Genomic DNA, 15476 nt, shown 5'->3' with positions numbered 1-15476 from the left:
CCTATGCCGCAGATTTCCTCACTCTGAAACTTCCCTCAGCTCTATCTATCCTTATTCATTGGTGCTCTATCGGGCCTCGAATGATTTGGAGCGGTTGCTGCTATGAAACAGGGACAGGCGAAAGAGAAAAGCGCAAGGCAAATATTGGCGCTGACGCTCTGTAGCTTTATCTCCTGTACCGCCGCTGCGCAAAGTTCGGAGCCTGCACCGGCTGCCAGCCTAACTTCCAAAGATCCCGATGACTGGCGCTTCCTCGCCACTCCCTATCTTTTCCTCCCGCTTCGCACTAAAGGGACTTCCACTGTCGCTGACACCAGTGTCGATATAGACCTGGATTTAAGTAAAACCCTGGAGCTCCTCAACGCTGCATTTTCTGTGCGCCTGGAAGCCTGGAAAGGGCGCTTTGGGGTAGTGGCGGATCTCTACTATGTGCACCTCAGATTGGACAAGGGGGCAACCATAACCCCGCCGCGAAACCCACAGCTGGATATCGATGTAGATATTGATGTTGAGGTGGATGCTCGCCAGGGCTGGATAAATGCCCTAGCCGGTTACCGGATTTTAGAAGGGAACCTGGCTAATAGTGGGCGAAAGTACTTTGTAGATGTGGGAGCGGGTTTGCGCTGGAACCGATTAAAGCAGGAAGTGAAAGCACGAGCGGGAATTAATATAGGCCCCAGACCCGAATTCAGGAATCGCCTTGGAGGCAAACAGAGTTGGTGGGAACCTACGCTATCTGCGCGAGGTGCAATCGGAATTACTGAATGCCTAACCATTGCTGTACGCACGGAACTGGGAGGCTTTGGCGCTGGGGGTGATGACTTACAGTGGAATCTACTAGCCGGATTCGACTGGCGCGCCTGGAAGACAACCTCACTGCGTCTTGGGTATCAGTATTACAGTATTGATTATTCCGATCGACTCTCTGATGGGCGTTTTGCTTATGATATTACTCAACATGGGCCGTATATAGCGGCGACTTGGCGGTGGTAGTTGAGCGAGTTCTATTTTTGATTAAAGCGTGTGGGGTCGCTCAATGATCTTCTTAGTGACCGTTATTTATGAAGAGGCTAAGATTTTTAGAGTAATAATCTTAAAATCAAAGAGTTGGTTATCTATCTGCGACATTTGATGGTGGTTATATTGATCATACTTTTTATTTGGTTCGATGGTCTCGTTTATGTACATCTAATTGAAATGATAGTGAAAGGTAAATGTGAGCAGTTGATTTACATTTGAAATAGTAGTCAAGATAATAGTGGTTTGAGGGCTAACATATAAATAAAATGCACAATCATGACAAATAAAATCAAACGAAAATTACATATTGGAAATAGCATTTATTTCTGGGTAGCTAATCAAGAGAATCTTTTTTTGTATCCATACAAGGAATTCCATATTCGAGTACATCTCGCTAGAAACACCAAATCTCTATTGTATATAGATGCTAGTAGTTGGTACTTTACTCTGTCACCAAAGTCTGTAAGAGAGGCTGTCGAATTTGCATTGAGTTCAGGTTGGGAGCCAAAAGTTGCAGGCAAAACAATGTATGTTTCAATTAATGAGAGTGGGTACTACACCTTGCCGCAGGGGCTAAAATATGACTTTGAGCGACAAGGTAATAGTGCATTGCAAGCGTAGGTGCAGCGATGGCTTTTCCGCTTCGACTTTTCCTTTACTATAAGCTCGCATGTGCCGCGGACGTAATGGCTAGTTAATTCATGAATAAAGGGTTAGGAAAATACAAAGAATTTATTGAGAAAGTGGTTTCTTTAAAAGAATCAGCCACTTCTAAGTGGGTGGCGCTGGGTATCTACCCGGATACTAAAGAAAACGAGTACCGCAACGAGGTGCTTTCATCGTTATCTGAAGTCCAGCGAAATGAAATTGCTAAAATTGTACAAGAAGCTAAAGAGGCTGGGATACATGATCTTTTGGCATTTTTAAACCAGGAGTGCTCAGTTACTTACCAAGGCTCGGAATTACCATCTGAGCCCTTTGGTACTGAGTTAAACTACGATTTTATTGCCCGTTCGGAGGGTGATAAATGGCCAGAGTAAGTCTAGTCATAACAAAAAAGCAGCGGCACCTTACGCTTTATAGCAGCCGCTGCAAATGCAAGCGTTAAAGTTTTAAGGTGGTTATGAAGTATTTTTTAGTATTTATTTCTTTAATATTGATTTCATGTACAACTTTTGTTGCAAAGCCAGATAAGTTATCTGAGACAGAAAGGGCGTCCGGCACATGGTCAGGTTACATTGAAAGATTTTCTACTACAGTTCTTCCAAATGATACGGGTGAACCCTTTTATCAGGTAGTAGTATTAAACTGTGGAGAGATTCCCGAATTATACATTAAGCTGAAAGAAGGTGGGCCGTTCCAGAAGTTTTATCAGGAATATGAAGTGCTGGAAAAATCTGGAAATTTGCTAATGAATATAATCTATGATGGCGGAGCTTGGGTTGAAAGTCAGACGTGGGGTATTGTTTTTATAAGTTCAAAGAAGGCTGATATCCAATGGAGCAGGATGGTTAGTAATATTAAAAAAGAATCAACAGCTTCTTTGAGAAGTTTTGGTGAAGTCGGTTACGGAAAAATGGAGAAAATTTCTGATAGCTGCGATAGTGCATAGTAAAAGATTTATGGCCTGTTATTGGGGTTGTAAGTTTGAAGCGAGTGGAGAATTTAATGATTAGAATGCTGTTTTTGGCTCTGGCAATAATTCTGTTAGTTGCCTGTGATGCTGTCGATGATATGAAAGGCATGTTTGAAAAACAGAAGCTTGCCCAAGCTGCCATTAAAGAAAAATACGGCTGGGACTCACAGCTCGGATTTAGTATTAACAATGGAGTATTAACTCAAGTTACTGTTGTTTTAGATGTTAATGACGTGCGCGGGGAAACTGTGAAGAACCTTGAAGTTATAACAAAAGAAGTCGTTTCCGAGGTATTTAAGAGCAAACCTAAGGCAATTTATATCCAAATAGCGAGTATTCCAAATAGTGGATCATAACATTGAAGTTATGTCGCCCTCAAAATAGATGGGCCGGCACCTCCAGCAGAAAACGCCTTCGGTCAAACATTTTAGGTTGCTAAGCATCTTATGGGTATTATCGATCTATATGATTTTATCTCAGGGGTTGCTAAAAGCCTCCTCGAACAAGAATCTAGAGAGCTGATTGATCTTTATGATTCAGTAGAAGAGCTTGGTCCTAATGAGTGGAGTAACAGGATTGTGATATTCGCAGATGAAATGCTCCTAAAAGATATTGGCATACAGAAAAACTATTGAAATTAGAGGCTGAGATAGAGAGTGCCGATTTTTTCCAAGTTAAACCAAGCTGCCCGTTGTTGCTTTCTTTATAGTAGCTATGTCGGTGTGCTATTTTAAAAAAACAATGATTTATACGTCTTTGGTGCAGGATGGCTTATATTACGTTTTTCTGCGATCTAGTTTACGGTTATTAAGGTGTTATGTTTAAGGGAGTAAAGTTGAGTATATTTAGAATCTCTTGGCTTCAAGTTATATTTGTGTCATTCATTGTAGCGTCTTGTACGTTTAAAGGAGATGGAATCTATACGAAGGATACAAGCTGGCTAATGTTCATGCCTGCCACATACCATAATGTCAGATTTGATAGTTTTGATATGAGCGAAGAGGGGCAAGAATATGAATTTATGAATATGTGCTCAGAGAACGTAGGGTTTCAATTTAAGGTTTATTGGTATTCAGAGGAGCCAAGGTATTGGGCTAATGAAAAAGCAGGATTGGAAGTTTCGTTAATGAATATGGCTGGAGACTTTGTTTACCAAACAGTTTTTTTCGCGAATAAGGGGAAATATATAGGAGATAGTGGTATCGGAGATAGCTTGAAATTCTACAATGAAGCAAGAGCAGGTAACAAAACAAATGACATTTTATTGGGCTCGTACTATAAGCATACTCTTGGGTGCGATAAATACCGAATCAAGATTGCTAATCTAAGTCCGTACGAAAAGGGGTTGGTTATTGCTCGTTTATACCTTGATTCAAGCTGGAAATAACGCCAGATGAAAATATTAGGATACACTACGAGCGGTGCGTGAATATGCATTTGAGTGTAGGGCTATGAATGAACAAATTATCTAAGGTCTTCGAGAATATGGAAATTGATAAAAATGGTGCCCGAAAAAGAGCTGATGAAATTAAGCCTTATCGCTGTAAAAATCTGATAGCTGTTCTCGAGTGCCCGATGGATATGAAGAACATTGGAGCGGTCATTAGAAACGTCAATGCATTAGGCGTTGAAAAAACGTATATTGTTGATCCTCGCAATCTAATACCCGATGACTGGCAGGAAATGAGAGAAAGGAAATCACTCTCGAAGCCGTCTGTCTCTGCGATCAAATGGAGCTTCGTAAAGCGTTTTGATAGTACCGAGGAATGCCTGGATCATTTGGCGAAAAACAGATTTATCTCGATTGTCACCTCTCCCCATGTAAAAGGAAAAGATAACTTTATATTGCATGAGGCAGATTACACTCAGCCAAAGCTGGCTGTTTGGTTTGGTAACGAATCTAGAGGTATAAGTGATCTTGCAGTAGAAAATAGCGCTTTCTGCGTATCCATTCCAATGTTTGGAATGATTGAAAGCCTGAACCTCGGAACAACTTCTGGAATTGTATTGTATGAAGTTACTAAGCAGCGCCGCGAATACCAGGAAAAGTACAAGAGAGCAAACCGTAGCGACTAATAAAGTGATGAAGTTGATTTCCTATTTTTGTGTTTTTTACACGGTGGCTGCATTCTTTTCCTCAAATGGATAAAGAAACTTTCCTTATTGAATAGGCACCTACCTTTCGGTCGCAATTACTCTTGGGTAACTTACAAAGCAGGCAAAAATTATTTCGTCTTTAAAGCCACCCCAAAACGAGAAGGTCAAAATTACTTTAATATGAATAGAGTCGAGTTTAAGGAGCTAACCCAAGTGAAGCGAGATAAGCTGTTAGCTGTACTCAATGAGGATTCACTTAGGGAGCACTTAATTAAACATGAATACTTTGATGTCCAGAGTATTAATGAGTGGCTCAAGTTTAAGTTAGAAGTAGACTCCCTGCCTGGGTGCCGTGTTCGACTAATTTACATCGGTGGAGTATTAGCTGGGTGGTGTGGTATTCAACCTGACGATAGCGGCTTTGAGATGGCTGTTGTCATATCTCAACAGTTTTGGGGTTTTGGGCTCTCAGTATTCAAAACAATGATCGGTTGGGCTAAGGAGTTGGGGCATAAAGAAATAGTGTGTCATTTGCTTGACAGTAGGCCAGAATACAGAGCTTTGAAAAGAATATCCAAAACAGTACATAAAACTGAGCTGTTGGGTCGATGTTTTACGACATACTGTATCGAACTCGATAAATATGTATAGATTAAACTATAACTGGTCGGTGTATCGTTTCTTTCTTGTTATATGAAAAAATAAACTATGGCTTGGATTTTGGTTTCAGATATTTTTGGTCGTACAAAAGCGTTAGAGCGATTTGCAGCTGATCTTCCTGGTAGTGTAGAGATAGTTGATCCGTATAATTCAGAATTGATGAATTTCGATTGTGAAGTTGAGGCGTATTCACACTTTACATCAAAGGTTGGGCTCGATAAATACGTTGAAAAATTATCAGAACGAATCAGCGCATCATTTGGTCATGTGAGTTTAGTAGGTTTTAGTATTGGTGCATCGGCCATATGGAGATTATCTGATCATCAAGCTTTGAGTAATGTTTCAGGGGCAATTTTATTTTATAGTTCACAAGTTCGCCATTACGTCAAAATTGATCCTATATTTCCTACGCGCTTGATATTCCCGGCGATGGAGCCTCACTTTTCTGTATCAGAGGTCATGCAGACGTTGAAGCAGAAAGAGCAAGTGGAGGTTCATCATTCCACTTACCTTCATGGCTTTATGAATCCCCATTCCAGAAATTATAATGCAGAATCTTATGCTAAATACAAGCAGATAGTATGTAATACGCCCTTCAATGACCCCATCTGTAAAGGTTTCAGTTGAGTGCAGTTCGTATTGGAGTTTGAAAAATATCACATAGAGACAGTTGTTGTTGGTTAGTTTGTGCAAGTATTTAGCTAACCGAGGCCTTTCTAAAGGTCATAGACTAACTGGAAAGCCGCTGGGAAGACCGAACATTTGCTTCTCAACGGCTTCGACACTTCACCATCTATTCCTTTTGGATGCGCCTATATATTTCTTCTCGATGAACAGGTACGGATCTGGGGGCATGTATCCCCATCTTCACTTGATTGCCTTTAACCTCTAATACCTTAACCGAAACTTTGGTGCCGATTCGTAGGCTTTCACCTATTCGGCGTTTCAACATCAACATATTCGTTTCCTATTGATACAAGCTACAAGAAAGGGCGTTCTCTTGGGTGAGTATTGAAAGAAGCGGCTAGAAGAGGGGGAGCACGAGAGCGATAAGCATAGAAGAAGAAAAGGCGAGCGCAACGCTCCCAGGGCTTGGGGACACTCCTCAAGCTGCTGAATGTACACCACTTTATTGAAGACGAGCGGGTATCTAGCGTATGATGCATATAGCCAGTGCGTCCTGAGTATTTTTTTTTTTATTTATTTTTTTATAAATAAAAAAATACGTGCTATCCAGGAGATGGAGGTCGGCCCTCCGTTATCGCTTTGCAGGAAGTGGTAACAAACCGCCTCAAGGTGATCGGAGTAAAGAGCTTTGGTTAGAAGCGATTGAGGAAAAGGCGTACGAGATACGTCAGGTATGTTGTGTAGAGACGAATGCAAATGAACCACTGATGAGGTGTCGAAAGCGTATTACCAAGATGATGTCAAAACCCGTGCACTGGCTAAGTGCGGGGATAAGCTTGGAGGTTACCTGTTTACCGACCGAGTGGCATCCGGCATAGAGGTGGCGTGAACACACAGCAGGCTTTTGGGTGGAACAGGAGAACCTGTCGTCCAGGTGTTAAGGAAGAGCGTCAAGTAGAGGCCCTACAAGACGTTGAGTACCAAGACTGGTCACAGGGGCGGAACAACCCGTAGTAGTGGAGAAGCGGCTGTAATGGACGTGGAGCGAAGGGGTTGTCGTATTCGGCGACTAACCGTGTAATCAACCCAGATGGGGAGGAATTAACGATTAGCGCAAAGCCATTCAATATTCCCAAGCGAGCGGTTTGGGAAGCGTGGAAGCAGATCAAGGCTAATGGCGGCGGAGCGGGGATTGATGAGATAACGATAGAGCAATACGAGTCGAGTCTCGTCAAAAACCTTTACAAGCTATGGAATCGGATGTCATCTGGCAGCTATTTTCCATCAGCCGTCAAACGAGTGGATATTCCGAAACTCGATGGCAGCCTGCGACCACTGGGTATCCCCACAATCGAAGATCGCATTGCACAAATGGTGGCTAAGCAACTGCTGGAGCCAGAATTGGAGAAGGTATTTCACCCTGACTCCTACGGCTATCGGCCAGGCAAATCTGCTATAGACGCAGTGCGTCGAGCTCGACAACGATGCTGGGATAGAATCTGGGTAGTTGATTTAGATATCAAAGGTTTCTTTGACAATATTAATCACGAACTTCTGCTGAGGGCATTAGATAAACATAATAATCATCGGTGGGTCAGACTCTATGTACAGCGCTGGTTAACGGCTCCAGTACAACATCGGGACGGACAGCTTGAAGAGCGAACACAAGGTACTCCACAAGGGGGTGTAATCAGCCCGCTACTGGCAAACTTGTTTTTGCACTACACGCTGGACGCCTGGATGGTGAGAACGCACAGAGATATTCCTTTTGAGCGTTACGCGGATGATGCTGTTTACCATTGTCGTAATCCTCGTGAGGCGGATCGCTTACTGGCGGCTCTAAAAGCACGCCTGGCTACCTGCGGGCTTGAGGCTCATCCAGAGAAAACGCGCAAGGTCTATTGCAAGAATAGTAATCGTAAAGACTCCCACCCAGTGATCCACTTTGACTTTCTGGGGTTTCGATTTGGTCCCAGAAAAGCAAGGAATCGCCAAGGACAGATCTTCACCGCATTTAGTCCTTCAATGAGCCCTAAAGCTTTCAAGAGGATCAAGGATAAGGTTAGGCAGTGGCGTGTGATTAACTGGGTGGATCGATCACTATCTGAAATGGCAAAGGTACTTAATCCCGCAATACAGGGTTGGCTGAACTATTATGGTCACTTTGGGCGGAGATATGGTGTTTATCGGTTACAGAAGTATCTTGATCAAACGCTGATGCGTTGGGCTAGGAAGAAGTTTAAGCATCTGAAGCGAAGCTGTTTCAAGAGTTGGGCCTTTATTGGAAAGGTTCGTCAACAAATGCGCGGCTTGTTTGCACACTGGAGAATGGGAAGATTGAAAATGTGCTGAATACGAAGAGCCGTATGAATTGAGAGGTTCACGTACGGTTCTGTGAGAGGTCGAAGGGGAAGTTCCTTTGGTCTACTCGACTTTTGATAATGAAGGTATCAATTTGGTTAGCTGGCCCTGGGTGTTGGTAGCACCTTGGGTCAGCGCCTTTTACTTATTCTTATATCTCGCTACCGTTCTCCTCTTGAAGGAATAGATCGTTTAGGAAATTCTGGTACTTCTCTTTAGGAGAGAGCCGAATCAAGCCCAACTAAAAATAACAAAATACTAATAGAGATCTATCGATTTTACGCATCTTTGATATGGAAACAAACTTAATTGTTTCTAACAGGATAATTTAAGCGCCTTTTATTTGCCTATGCGCTAGTGTGATGAAGCTCAACCAAAGAGTTTCTCTCGTAAAATACAAACACCTGGTAGGCCAGCTTCAAACTCTTAGAATCTATGTATTAAACATAAAGAATCTGAAAAATTTTGGTAGAAATATCGTAAGTGTTTTCTAATGAAAACCCTGAAGGTTTAGGAATAATTGCCAAAGGTAACTTGCTACGGGGCCCATTGGATTAGAAGCTTGTCTTGCCACCCGCACTTCCAGTTCTTGCGGTTTTGGGATCCCTTCCACTGCAATGGGAGATAATAAGCCCTGTTCAAGCTCCGCTTCTATCATATGTTCTGGTAGCGTACCCCAACCCATACCTTGAAGAATAATTTCTTTTTTAGTCGGAAAATCGTTGACTCTCCATTGATCGCCCCCTTCAAGCACCCCGTAGGTTTTAGTGGATGACTTCCTACCACTGATGATCACCTGGGGATGGCGTAGCATAATCTGCCTTGGGACTTCATCGTATTGGGTAAGTAGGGGAGAGTCGCCAGCGATCACAGAAATGAATTTCATATTCATTAGATGAATGGATTCAAGCTGGTCGTAAGTTTCAGTCCACGGAATAATAGCTATGGAAACCTGGCCTCCCTTCAATAAGTCCAGTGGCCCGAGGCCATTTTCGGAATAGACCTCCAAGCGTGTTTTTGGGTACTCAATTTTGCACTGACGGATTGCGCTGAGTATTGGGCCGACTGGTATGGCGGAAGTAAACGCAATACCTACTTCCAGTTCTTCTCCTGCGACTAGCTGTTTAGCTAAGCTCTCAAACGAGTGGGCTTCAGCTAGTACATATTTGGATTGTTCATACAGGGCTTTGCCGTCAGCTGTGAGTGTGCTCCTGTATTGGTCCCGATCAAATAGCTGTAGATTGAGGTCCGCCTCTAATTTCTTGATGGCGGCGCTTATAGTGGGCTGTGTTCGGTGAAGTGTCTGGGCAGCAGCTTTTAGCGAGCCCCCTTCAACTATCGCCTTAAAATATCGTAATTGTTCCAAAGTCATAGTGGCGTGAGTTAAGAGAAAATATAGGTAAGTTTCTGATGCAGCATATTTGAGGATCTCAAACTGAAAATAGCCATTAACTGGCTTTCTTTTATGAAGCATCTTTTCTGTTGTGCTGACAACATGAGTAATCTGCACTCGATACCATTTGCCAGTGCCTGCAAACTGGACAGCATCAACACCGCTGATCATTTTGAATGAGCAGCTTTTACGTAAACCAGCTATTTGTTTTTCTTCTACCAGCAGAAGCTGGGAGTCTGCGTGCACCTTTTTACTTCATGCCTGCGCGGTATCATCACCCGATATCAGCTAAATCAACTTGTTAGGTAAAAGCTAACAAGAACTTAGATTATAGTTAATATCATTAGTCTAAGTCTAACTTTAACCTTATCTCCCTATCAAGAAGTGACCTGTTCGTGAGGCATTGCGAACGGCCGCGCTTTATCCGAACAGTTGAACGATATTGAGGTGAGTTATGATCAAACGGACAGACGTGTTAATCGTTGGCGGAGGCTTTGCTGGTGTTTCTGTGGCCCAAAAGTTAGCTAAGCAGGGTATGCAGGTGGTATTGGTTGACCGAAAGGACCATTTTGAAGTGACCTTTGCCACATTACGTAATGCGATAGCGCCTAACTTACTGACTGCTAATCCACGTAAATATTATCGTGACTTTATTCAGAGCGATTTTGTTCAAGCAGATGTGGTTTCCATGGATGACCGGATAGCAAAGTCATCAAATGGATTAGAGATCCACTTTAAACAGGCAGTTATCGCGACAGGCAGTCGCTACCCAACCTTGCCGATAGCTAAATCCACATCAGCTTATACGATTTCCGAGCGTGAGCAAGAAATGCGGAATGAGCAAAAAATACTGGCGAAATCTCAGTCAGTTTTGATTGTAGGAGGCGGTACCGTTGGCGTGGAGCTGGCTGGGGAAATTAGCAGCGCTTTTCCCAATAAAACCGTGACTTTGGTGCATTCTAAAGATGTACTACTTGGCCATCTTAAGCCTAAAGCTCAGAACAAGGCGCTAGAGCAGCTTACGGCTAAAGGCGTTAGCGTACACCTCAATACCCGGCTAGTTAAGGAAGGTGCAATTTACCGTTCTATGAATACTCAAGAAACCTTCAAGGCAGACCTGGTTTATGAATGTGTAGGTATGTCGCCAAATACGGAGTTTCTAAAAACAGAATTACCCGGTGTGTTAGATAAGATGGGATTAATTAAAGTGGACGAATATATGCGGGTTAGGGGTTATTCTAACCTTTATGCGATAGGTGATTGCTCTACTCTGGATAAAAATAAGCACGGCTATATAGCAAACGTTCAAGGAGGCATCTTAGCGAGCGTTATCATTAATCAAGCCAAAGGTAAAAAGGTTAAGCCTTATAAAACACCTAGTTATGCCATTGTTACGCCGACCGGTACAGAGACTGGTGTAGCTCAAATGCCCTTTGGTGTTTTTACTTCAAAGCTATTTGTTAACCTGAAACAAAAAGACATGGGGATAGGCCACATGCTTAAAGCGAGCGGTACAACTCCAGACTTACTTAGCTAGAGCTTTTTGGTATACAGTAGAGTGCCTCTAATTAAAATCTACCAGTCTCTAAGGTTCCTCTGAATAGACATTCTCACTGACCATTGAAAATCAAGTAAGAGGTAGTCCAGATACTAGCAATACTTGCCAGATGCGTATGAGGCGGCATAGAGGTGTTACTGCCATTAGTAGTAGTTTATTTATGTAGTTAGGTTCCCCGTCTGAATTTATTACAGGAAATTAGAGGGCCTTTTCTTCTTAATTTGCGGTATTGCGTATTTACGTTCTTCAACGTAATGTTTATGCCGAAAGCATGAGAATGTAAGAAGTGAGTCCCGGCTCTTATGGGGTTCTACTAGGTACCCGTAAGAGCTGCGAAGGTCCCAAACTCATAGAAGGCTCCTTTCATGTGATGAATATTTTTCATAGGCTGTAATCTCAACGGGAAATTGAGCATAGGTAGGAGGTCTGTATGTTTATAGGAGAGGTGTCAAGAAGAACGAATCTCACTGTAAAAGCGATAAGATTTTATGAGGAAAAAGGCCTTATTGCCGTTCCTAAAAGGCAGGGCAGATATAGAGTCTATACGGCAGAAGATGTTGAAATTCTTACTTTGATCTCAGAAGCCAAAGTACTTGGGGTGACTTTGGCTGAGTTGAAGGATGTTATTCGGTACCATAATGGAGAGGTTGATTGGGCTCGAATCAGCGTTTTTCTGAAGAAAGTAAAAAGAAAAATTGAGGCTGAATTGGAATCACTTTCTAATAAAGCTGAGAAGGTTGATCAATGTATTGCGTCTATAGATTCCTGTCATAAAAGCCTTGACCCTCCCCTTAAGGGGAGACGGTAGACTTTTCATCATGTCTTTAAGCAATAGTATGACGAGATGAAAAATATCCTACTTTTAAATGGCAATCCAAAGAAGAACAGTTTTGTTAAGCAGTTGAGCGATGTCTATGAGTCTGAAGCAAAGAGACAGGCTAATGTTCGGCGATATAACCTGTCGGAAATGGACTTCAATTCGAATTTAGAGTTTGGGTACGATGATTATCAAGTATTGGAGGATTGTCTATCTGAATTTCAAGAGGCTCTTAAATGGGCACAGCATATTGTTGTGGTGTCGCCTATTTGGTGGGGCGGATTGCCAGGAAAGCTAAAAGGCTTGATTGATCGATCTTTTCTTCCCGGAATTACCTTTAAATTTGAGAGTGGTAGTGCAGAACCGATACAACTTCTTAAAGGCAAAACATCAAGAATAATTTTGACAATGGATGCCCCTACAGAATATTTAGAAGAACAAGCAAAGCCAGTATTAGAGCAGCTTGATCGATTTACTCTTCAATACTGCGGCTTCTCGAAAGCAGAGGTTAGTTTATTTGGTTCAATGATTATGTCTGATAAGAATCAACAGGACTCCTGGTTGAAAACTGTTAAAGCACTTGGTGCTAGCTGTATTTAGCCTAGAACAAATCAATCTATGTTAGTTATGACTTCCTAACGACAACCAATACACTTGACGATACCTTAACTTCAATAGTTATGATTATTGGCAACAAATCCTGTATAAAAGCCATTTACCCTATGGAACTTTCGGGGAAAATTTTACAGTCTCTGGGCTTATCGAAGATGAAGTCTTTATCGGCGACCAATTTAGCATAGGCGATTGTCTCCTCGAGGTAAGTCAGCCAAGAATTCCATGTTTTAAACTCAATATGGCTTTAGATAATAATAATACCGTTAAATTATTTAAAGATTACTTTAACACTGGTGTGTATTTTAGGGTGCTTGAGGAAGGTTATATAGGACAAGAAAAAAACTAAGTAAAGTTGCTGAGGCACCTGGTTCTGTCAGTGTAAATGCCATGTTTAGAGCCTTATTTGATAAGGGGTATGCTTTTAGCAAACAAGTACTTGAGGCCGTCCATCGATTGCGGCCCCTCTCCCAAGAGTGGCGAGAAAAAGTGGAAAGACGCCTGAAGAGGATTGATTAGATAAGCAGTTTTGTGATGGCTCGTAAGACCTTCCTGTTTGTATCTTTGGTCAATGGCGCTAAAGCATTATGCCTGCACTTCAGATTGATTCGCACTGCCAAGATGCACAGCCTTGCCCCCTAAATGTATTACGTCAAGTTGCTTGAGCAGATTCCTCACTGTCAATCCGTTGAGGGTTATGAGCCACTGCTACCTTGGGGCATCCAACTTGAGAGAGTGGAGTGGCCATTAATTTAAGTTCTGATAATTATTTCAAATCTGCTTTGAGCGCATTGATACCGTGCTTGCCAAGAACACATTTCACAAATACGCTTTACTAAGTACAGCCCTTGCCCCAAGCCGGAACTATGTTTGTTTTTTGCACTTTCAGTAAAAGGATCTTTTATCAACTTCTGCTGAATCTCATCAATATTATTCGAAAAATGTAAATTTCCTTGTGAAAATTTAATGCTCAATTTATGGTCGCTGGCGTAATGATCTGCATTTTCTATGAGGTTAGTAAAAAGGTGCAGCAACAAATTTTCATTAGCTCGCACCTTTTCTTCAGCAGAAACCTGAAGTTCAAAAGTTAAAAGGCTATCAGGGCTTGCTTGTACATGATTTAATATCGATTTTTCAAGTACAAACAATAAGCTTACCTCCTGGCGTTCCAGTGACTCCTGCCTTGCCAGAGCCAGCAGAGTTGATATAGTTCTTTGCATCTCTGATGAAGATTTTTGTAGCCTCTCAATCTCCATTAAAGATATTCTGCCAGTACCAGCTACCTTGCTAATAATATTACGTAATACACTCAATGGAGTTCTGAGTTCATGACTAATGTCCCGAGTAAAGTCGGACTCACGCTTTAAGATGACTTGTTTATACAATAAGGTATCTTCAAAAGTCTTTGCCAAATAACCTATTTCATCTTTAGGGTAAGCCCTGGCGAAGCCCGGCGAAATGGGCTGCTGCTTACTTCTTGAGATTGCATAAGCAAGAGATTGTAGAGGCTTTAAAGTATAACTTGATACCCAGAAGGCCAGCAATAAACCTAAAACTACGAGTAACACAAGCATCAATGATAGCCATATCGTTACTTCTGGTAGAAAATCAGTACTAACTTCGTAAGCGGAAATGTCTGCAACTAATACCATTTCCAGCTCCCCCAGAATTACTGGTTTGATATGGAGAGTTGGGCCTCGATCTAATACAAATTCAACTCTTTCTGGATCTTGCTCTAGCAAAACAGGAATATTGCCTGGCAAAGCACTTCTACTTCCATACAACTGAATAAACTGCAATCTTGGAGTTGTAATTTCTCCAGATGATTTATAGACTTCCTTGAGATATACGGCCTCATTATTGACTAATCTATTAAAAATATTATCTTCTACTACCCAAGCATAAGCCACTATTACAAGACTATAAAGCAAACCCAAAAAAATTGAGTAAATTGCAATTAAATACAAGGTGCGCTGCTGTATGCCTTTCTTTGGCCACTGAGCTGGGTTATTCATATGGCACATCTAATTTATATCCAACCCCATGAATATTTTTTAGCATGTTATATGAAAAAGGCTTATCCAATATACTTCTCAATATATAGATATGTGATCGTAATACATCACTATCAGGAAAATTGTCTCCCCAAATTCTACTTAATAGTTCAGAGCGGGTCATAGCTTGAGGGAACGCCTTGGCGAGTAACAATAGTAGTTTGAAGTCTGTACGACTGAGCTTTAGAGTCTGCCCTCGGCGGGTAGCTTTATGCTGGCGTATATCAATACACAATTCTCCAATATTAAGGATTTGAGATCGATAAAGGTTATGTCGACGATATAAGGCCTTACACCGCATAGCCACCTCTTCCAATGAAAATGGCTTGGTTAGATAATCATCAGCACCAGCTTCAAAACCAATCCCTTTGTCATAAATACTATCTCTAGCGGTGAGCATCAACACCGGGGTATTCACTTCATAATTAGTTTTGATCTGTCGGCATAACTTAATACCATCAATATCAGGCAACATTAAGTCCAGCAATACTACATCATATTGATGTTGTTGAAACAGGCTATACCCCATCTTGCCACTACTGGCATAGTCTACCTGGAACAGTTGTTGCTCTAAAAAGTCGCACACCTGGCGAGCGATGTCTGTATTGTCTTCAATTAATAAAGCTGTCAGGCTCATGATT

General features: G+C 41.9%; 19 protein-coding genes. 15 read left to right on the top strand and 4 right to left on the bottom strand.

Going from position 1 to position 15476, the window contains the following annotated elements; translation table 11 throughout:
- Positions 1-102 precede the first annotated feature (102 nt).
- From ACG1BZ_RS16575 to ACG1BZ_RS16530, 10 genes are all read left to right on the top strand, one after another.
- On the top strand, positions 103-993 hold the full coding sequence (locus ACG1BZ_RS16575) for a hypothetical protein (protein ID WP_413662793.1): 891 nt from the start codon (positions 103-105) through the stop codon (positions 991-993).
- A gap of 303 nt (positions 994-1296) precedes the next feature.
- Positions 1297-1641, top strand: a complete 345-nt coding sequence (locus tag ACG1BZ_RS16570) for a hypothetical protein (RefSeq protein ID WP_413662792.1) — start codon at positions 1297-1299, stop codon at positions 1639-1641.
- Positions 1642-1721: 80 nt separating this feature from the next.
- Positions 1722-2060 (top strand): DUF6547 family protein, encoded by a 339-nt coding sequence (locus tag ACG1BZ_RS16565; RefSeq protein WP_413662791.1) that lies wholly within the window; start codon positions 1722-1724, stop codon positions 2058-2060.
- Positions 2061-2143: 83 nt separating this feature from the next.
- Positions 2144-2632, top strand: a complete 489-nt coding sequence (locus ACG1BZ_RS16560; RefSeq protein ID WP_413662790.1) for a hypothetical protein — start codon at positions 2144-2146, stop codon at positions 2630-2632.
- A gap of 56 nt (positions 2633-2688) precedes the next feature.
- On the top strand, positions 2689-3012 hold the full coding sequence (locus ACG1BZ_RS16555; RefSeq protein ID WP_413662789.1) for a hypothetical protein: 324 nt from the start codon (positions 2689-2691) through the stop codon (positions 3010-3012).
- 90 nt (positions 3013-3102) lie between these two features.
- Entirely contained in the window at positions 3103-3291 is a 189-nt protein-coding gene (locus ACG1BZ_RS16550) for a hypothetical protein (RefSeq protein WP_413662788.1), read from the top strand.
- A 314-nt stretch (positions 3292-3605) separates the two neighbouring features.
- Entirely contained in the window at positions 3606-4043 is a 438-nt protein-coding gene (locus ACG1BZ_RS16545) for a hypothetical protein (RefSeq protein ID WP_413662787.1), read from the top strand.
- 68 nt (positions 4044-4111) lie between these two features.
- On the top strand, positions 4112-4732 hold the full coding sequence (locus ACG1BZ_RS16540; RefSeq protein WP_413662786.1) for a TrmH family RNA methyltransferase: 621 nt from the start codon (positions 4112-4114) through the stop codon (positions 4730-4732).
- Between the two features lie 234 nt (positions 4733-4966).
- Positions 4967-5404 carry an N-acetyltransferase gene (locus ACG1BZ_RS16535; protein WP_413662785.1) on the top strand — a complete coding sequence of 146 codons (438 nt, stop codon included), beginning with the start codon at positions 4967-4969 and terminating at the stop codon, positions 5402-5404.
- 57 nt (positions 5405-5461) lie between these two features.
- Positions 5462-6040: a dienelactone hydrolase family protein gene (locus ACG1BZ_RS16530; RefSeq protein ID WP_413662784.1), complete on the top strand. Its 579-nt coding sequence runs from the start codon at positions 5462-5464 to the stop codon at positions 6038-6040.
- 166 nt (positions 6041-6206) lie between these two features.
- On the opposite strand, the gene csrA is transcribed toward ACG1BZ_RS16530, so the two are convergent.
- Positions 6207-6371, bottom strand: coding sequence for a carbon storage regulator CsrA (csrA, locus tag ACG1BZ_RS16525; RefSeq protein WP_413662783.1), 165 nt, complete (start codon positions 6369-6371; stop codon positions 6207-6209).
- Between the two features lie 722 nt (positions 6372-7093).
- Here csrA and ltrA point away from each other — a divergent pair.
- Positions 7094-8392 (top strand): group II intron reverse transcriptase/maturase, encoded by a 1299-nt coding sequence (gene ltrA / locus ACG1BZ_RS16520; protein WP_413662121.1) that lies wholly within the window; start codon positions 7094-7096, stop codon positions 8390-8392.
- 499 nt (positions 8393-8891) lie between these two features.
- Here the strand turns inward: ltrA and ACG1BZ_RS16515 are convergent, their stop codons facing one another.
- The gene (locus tag ACG1BZ_RS16515) at positions 8892-9965 is read right to left on the bottom strand and encodes a LysR family transcriptional regulator (protein WP_413662782.1); all 1074 of its coding nucleotides are present in this window, start codon (positions 9963-9965) and stop codon (positions 8892-8894) included.
- 283 nt (positions 9966-10248) lie between these two features.
- Here ACG1BZ_RS16515 and ACG1BZ_RS16510 point away from each other — a divergent pair, with 283 nt between their 5' ends.
- From ACG1BZ_RS16510 to ACG1BZ_RS16495, 4 genes are all read left to right on the top strand, one after another.
- A complete protein-coding gene (locus ACG1BZ_RS16510) occupies positions 10249-11331 on the top strand; it encodes an NAD(P)/FAD-dependent oxidoreductase (protein ID WP_413662781.1) in 1083 nt (360 codons plus the stop codon).
- 451 nt (positions 11332-11782) lie between these two features.
- On the top strand, positions 11783-12160 hold the full coding sequence (locus tag ACG1BZ_RS16505) for a MerR family transcriptional regulator (protein WP_413662780.1): 378 nt from the start codon (positions 11783-11785) through the stop codon (positions 12158-12160).
- Positions 12161-12196: 36 nt separating this feature from the next.
- Positions 12197-12769, top strand: coding sequence for an NAD(P)H-dependent oxidoreductase (locus tag ACG1BZ_RS16500; protein ID WP_413662779.1), 573 nt, complete (start codon positions 12197-12199; stop codon positions 12767-12769).
- A 97-nt stretch (positions 12770-12866) separates the two neighbouring features.
- Positions 12867-13130, top strand: a complete 264-nt coding sequence (locus ACG1BZ_RS16495; protein WP_413665881.1) for an MOSC domain-containing protein — start codon at positions 12867-12869, stop codon at positions 13128-13130.
- Between the two features lie 403 nt (positions 13131-13533).
- Here ACG1BZ_RS16495 and ACG1BZ_RS16490 read toward each other — a convergent pair whose 3' ends face one another.
- Positions 13534-14796 carry a sensor histidine kinase gene (locus ACG1BZ_RS16490; RefSeq protein WP_413662778.1) on the bottom strand — a complete coding sequence of 421 codons (1263 nt, stop codon included), beginning with the start codon at positions 14794-14796 and terminating at the stop codon, positions 13534-13536.
- Positions 14789-15472, bottom strand: coding sequence for a response regulator transcription factor (locus ACG1BZ_RS16485; protein ID WP_413662777.1), 684 nt, complete (start codon positions 15470-15472; stop codon positions 14789-14791). The genes ACG1BZ_RS16490 and ACG1BZ_RS16485 overlap by 8 nt, the downstream gene beginning before the upstream one ends.
- Between the last annotated feature and the right edge of the window lie 4 nt (positions 15473-15476).

Origin of the sequence: Microbulbifer sp. CNSA002 (assembly GCF_047324085.1) — a bacterium.
Lineage (GTDB): Bacteria > Pseudomonadota > Gammaproteobacteria > Pseudomonadales > Cellvibrionaceae > Microbulbifer.
Note: the sequence above shows the minus strand (reverse complement) of the source record. Positions and strands in the feature narration are given on the sequence as shown.

Excerpts from the sequence above, each read along its gene's own strand:
- ACG1BZ_RS16560 (WP_413662790.1), top strand. The coding sequence starts at position 2,144 with ATGAAGTATTTTTTAGTATTTATTTCTTTAATATTGATTTCATGTACA.
- ACG1BZ_RS16500 (WP_413662779.1), top strand. The coding sequence starts at position 12,197 with ATGAAAAATATCCTACTTTTAAATGGCAATCCAAAGAAGAACAGTTTT.
- ACG1BZ_RS16550 (WP_413662788.1), top strand. The coding sequence starts at position 3,103 with ATGGGTATTATCGATCTATATGATTTTATCTCAGGGGTTGCTAAAAGC.
- ACG1BZ_RS16565 (WP_413662791.1), top strand. The coding sequence starts at position 1,722 with ATGAATAAAGGGTTAGGAAAATACAAAGAATTTATTGAGAAAGTGGTT.
- csrA (WP_413662783.1), bottom strand. The coding sequence starts at position 6,371 with ATGTTGATGTTGAAACGCCGAATAGGTGAAAGCCTACGAATCGGCACC.
- ACG1BZ_RS16530 (WP_413662784.1), top strand. The coding sequence starts at position 5,462 with ATGGCTTGGATTTTGGTTTCAGATATTTTTGGTCGTACAAAAGCGTTA.
- ACG1BZ_RS16505 (WP_413662780.1), top strand. The coding sequence starts at position 11,783 with ATGTTTATAGGAGAGGTGTCAAGAAGAACGAATCTCACTGTAAAAGCG.
- ACG1BZ_RS16555 (WP_413662789.1), top strand. The coding sequence starts at position 2,689 with ATGATTAGAATGCTGTTTTTGGCTCTGGCAATAATTCTGTTAGTTGCC.
- ACG1BZ_RS16515 (WP_413662782.1), bottom strand. The coding sequence starts at position 9,965 with ATGATCAGCGGTGTTGATGCTGTCCAGTTTGCAGGCACTGGCAAATGG.
- ACG1BZ_RS16510 (WP_413662781.1), top strand. The coding sequence starts at position 10,249 with ATGATCAAACGGACAGACGTGTTAATCGTTGGCGGAGGCTTTGCTGGT.
- ACG1BZ_RS16575 (WP_413662793.1), top strand. The coding sequence starts at position 103 with ATGAAACAGGGACAGGCGAAAGAGAAAAGCGCAAGGCAAATATTGGCG.
- ACG1BZ_RS16490 (WP_413662778.1), bottom strand. The coding sequence starts at position 14,796 with ATGAATAACCCAGCTCAGTGGCCAAAGAAAGGCATACAGCAGCGCACC.
- ACG1BZ_RS16545 (WP_413662787.1), top strand. The coding sequence starts at position 3,606 with ATGCCTGCCACATACCATAATGTCAGATTTGATAGTTTTGATATGAGC.
- ACG1BZ_RS16485 (WP_413662777.1), bottom strand. The coding sequence starts at position 15,472 with ATGAGCCTGACAGCTTTATTAATTGAAGACAATACAGACATCGCTCGC.
- ACG1BZ_RS16540 (WP_413662786.1), top strand. The coding sequence starts at position 4,112 with ATGAACAAATTATCTAAGGTCTTCGAGAATATGGAAATTGATAAAAAT.
- ACG1BZ_RS16570 (WP_413662792.1), top strand. The coding sequence starts at position 1,297 with ATGACAAATAAAATCAAACGAAAATTACATATTGGAAATAGCATTTAT.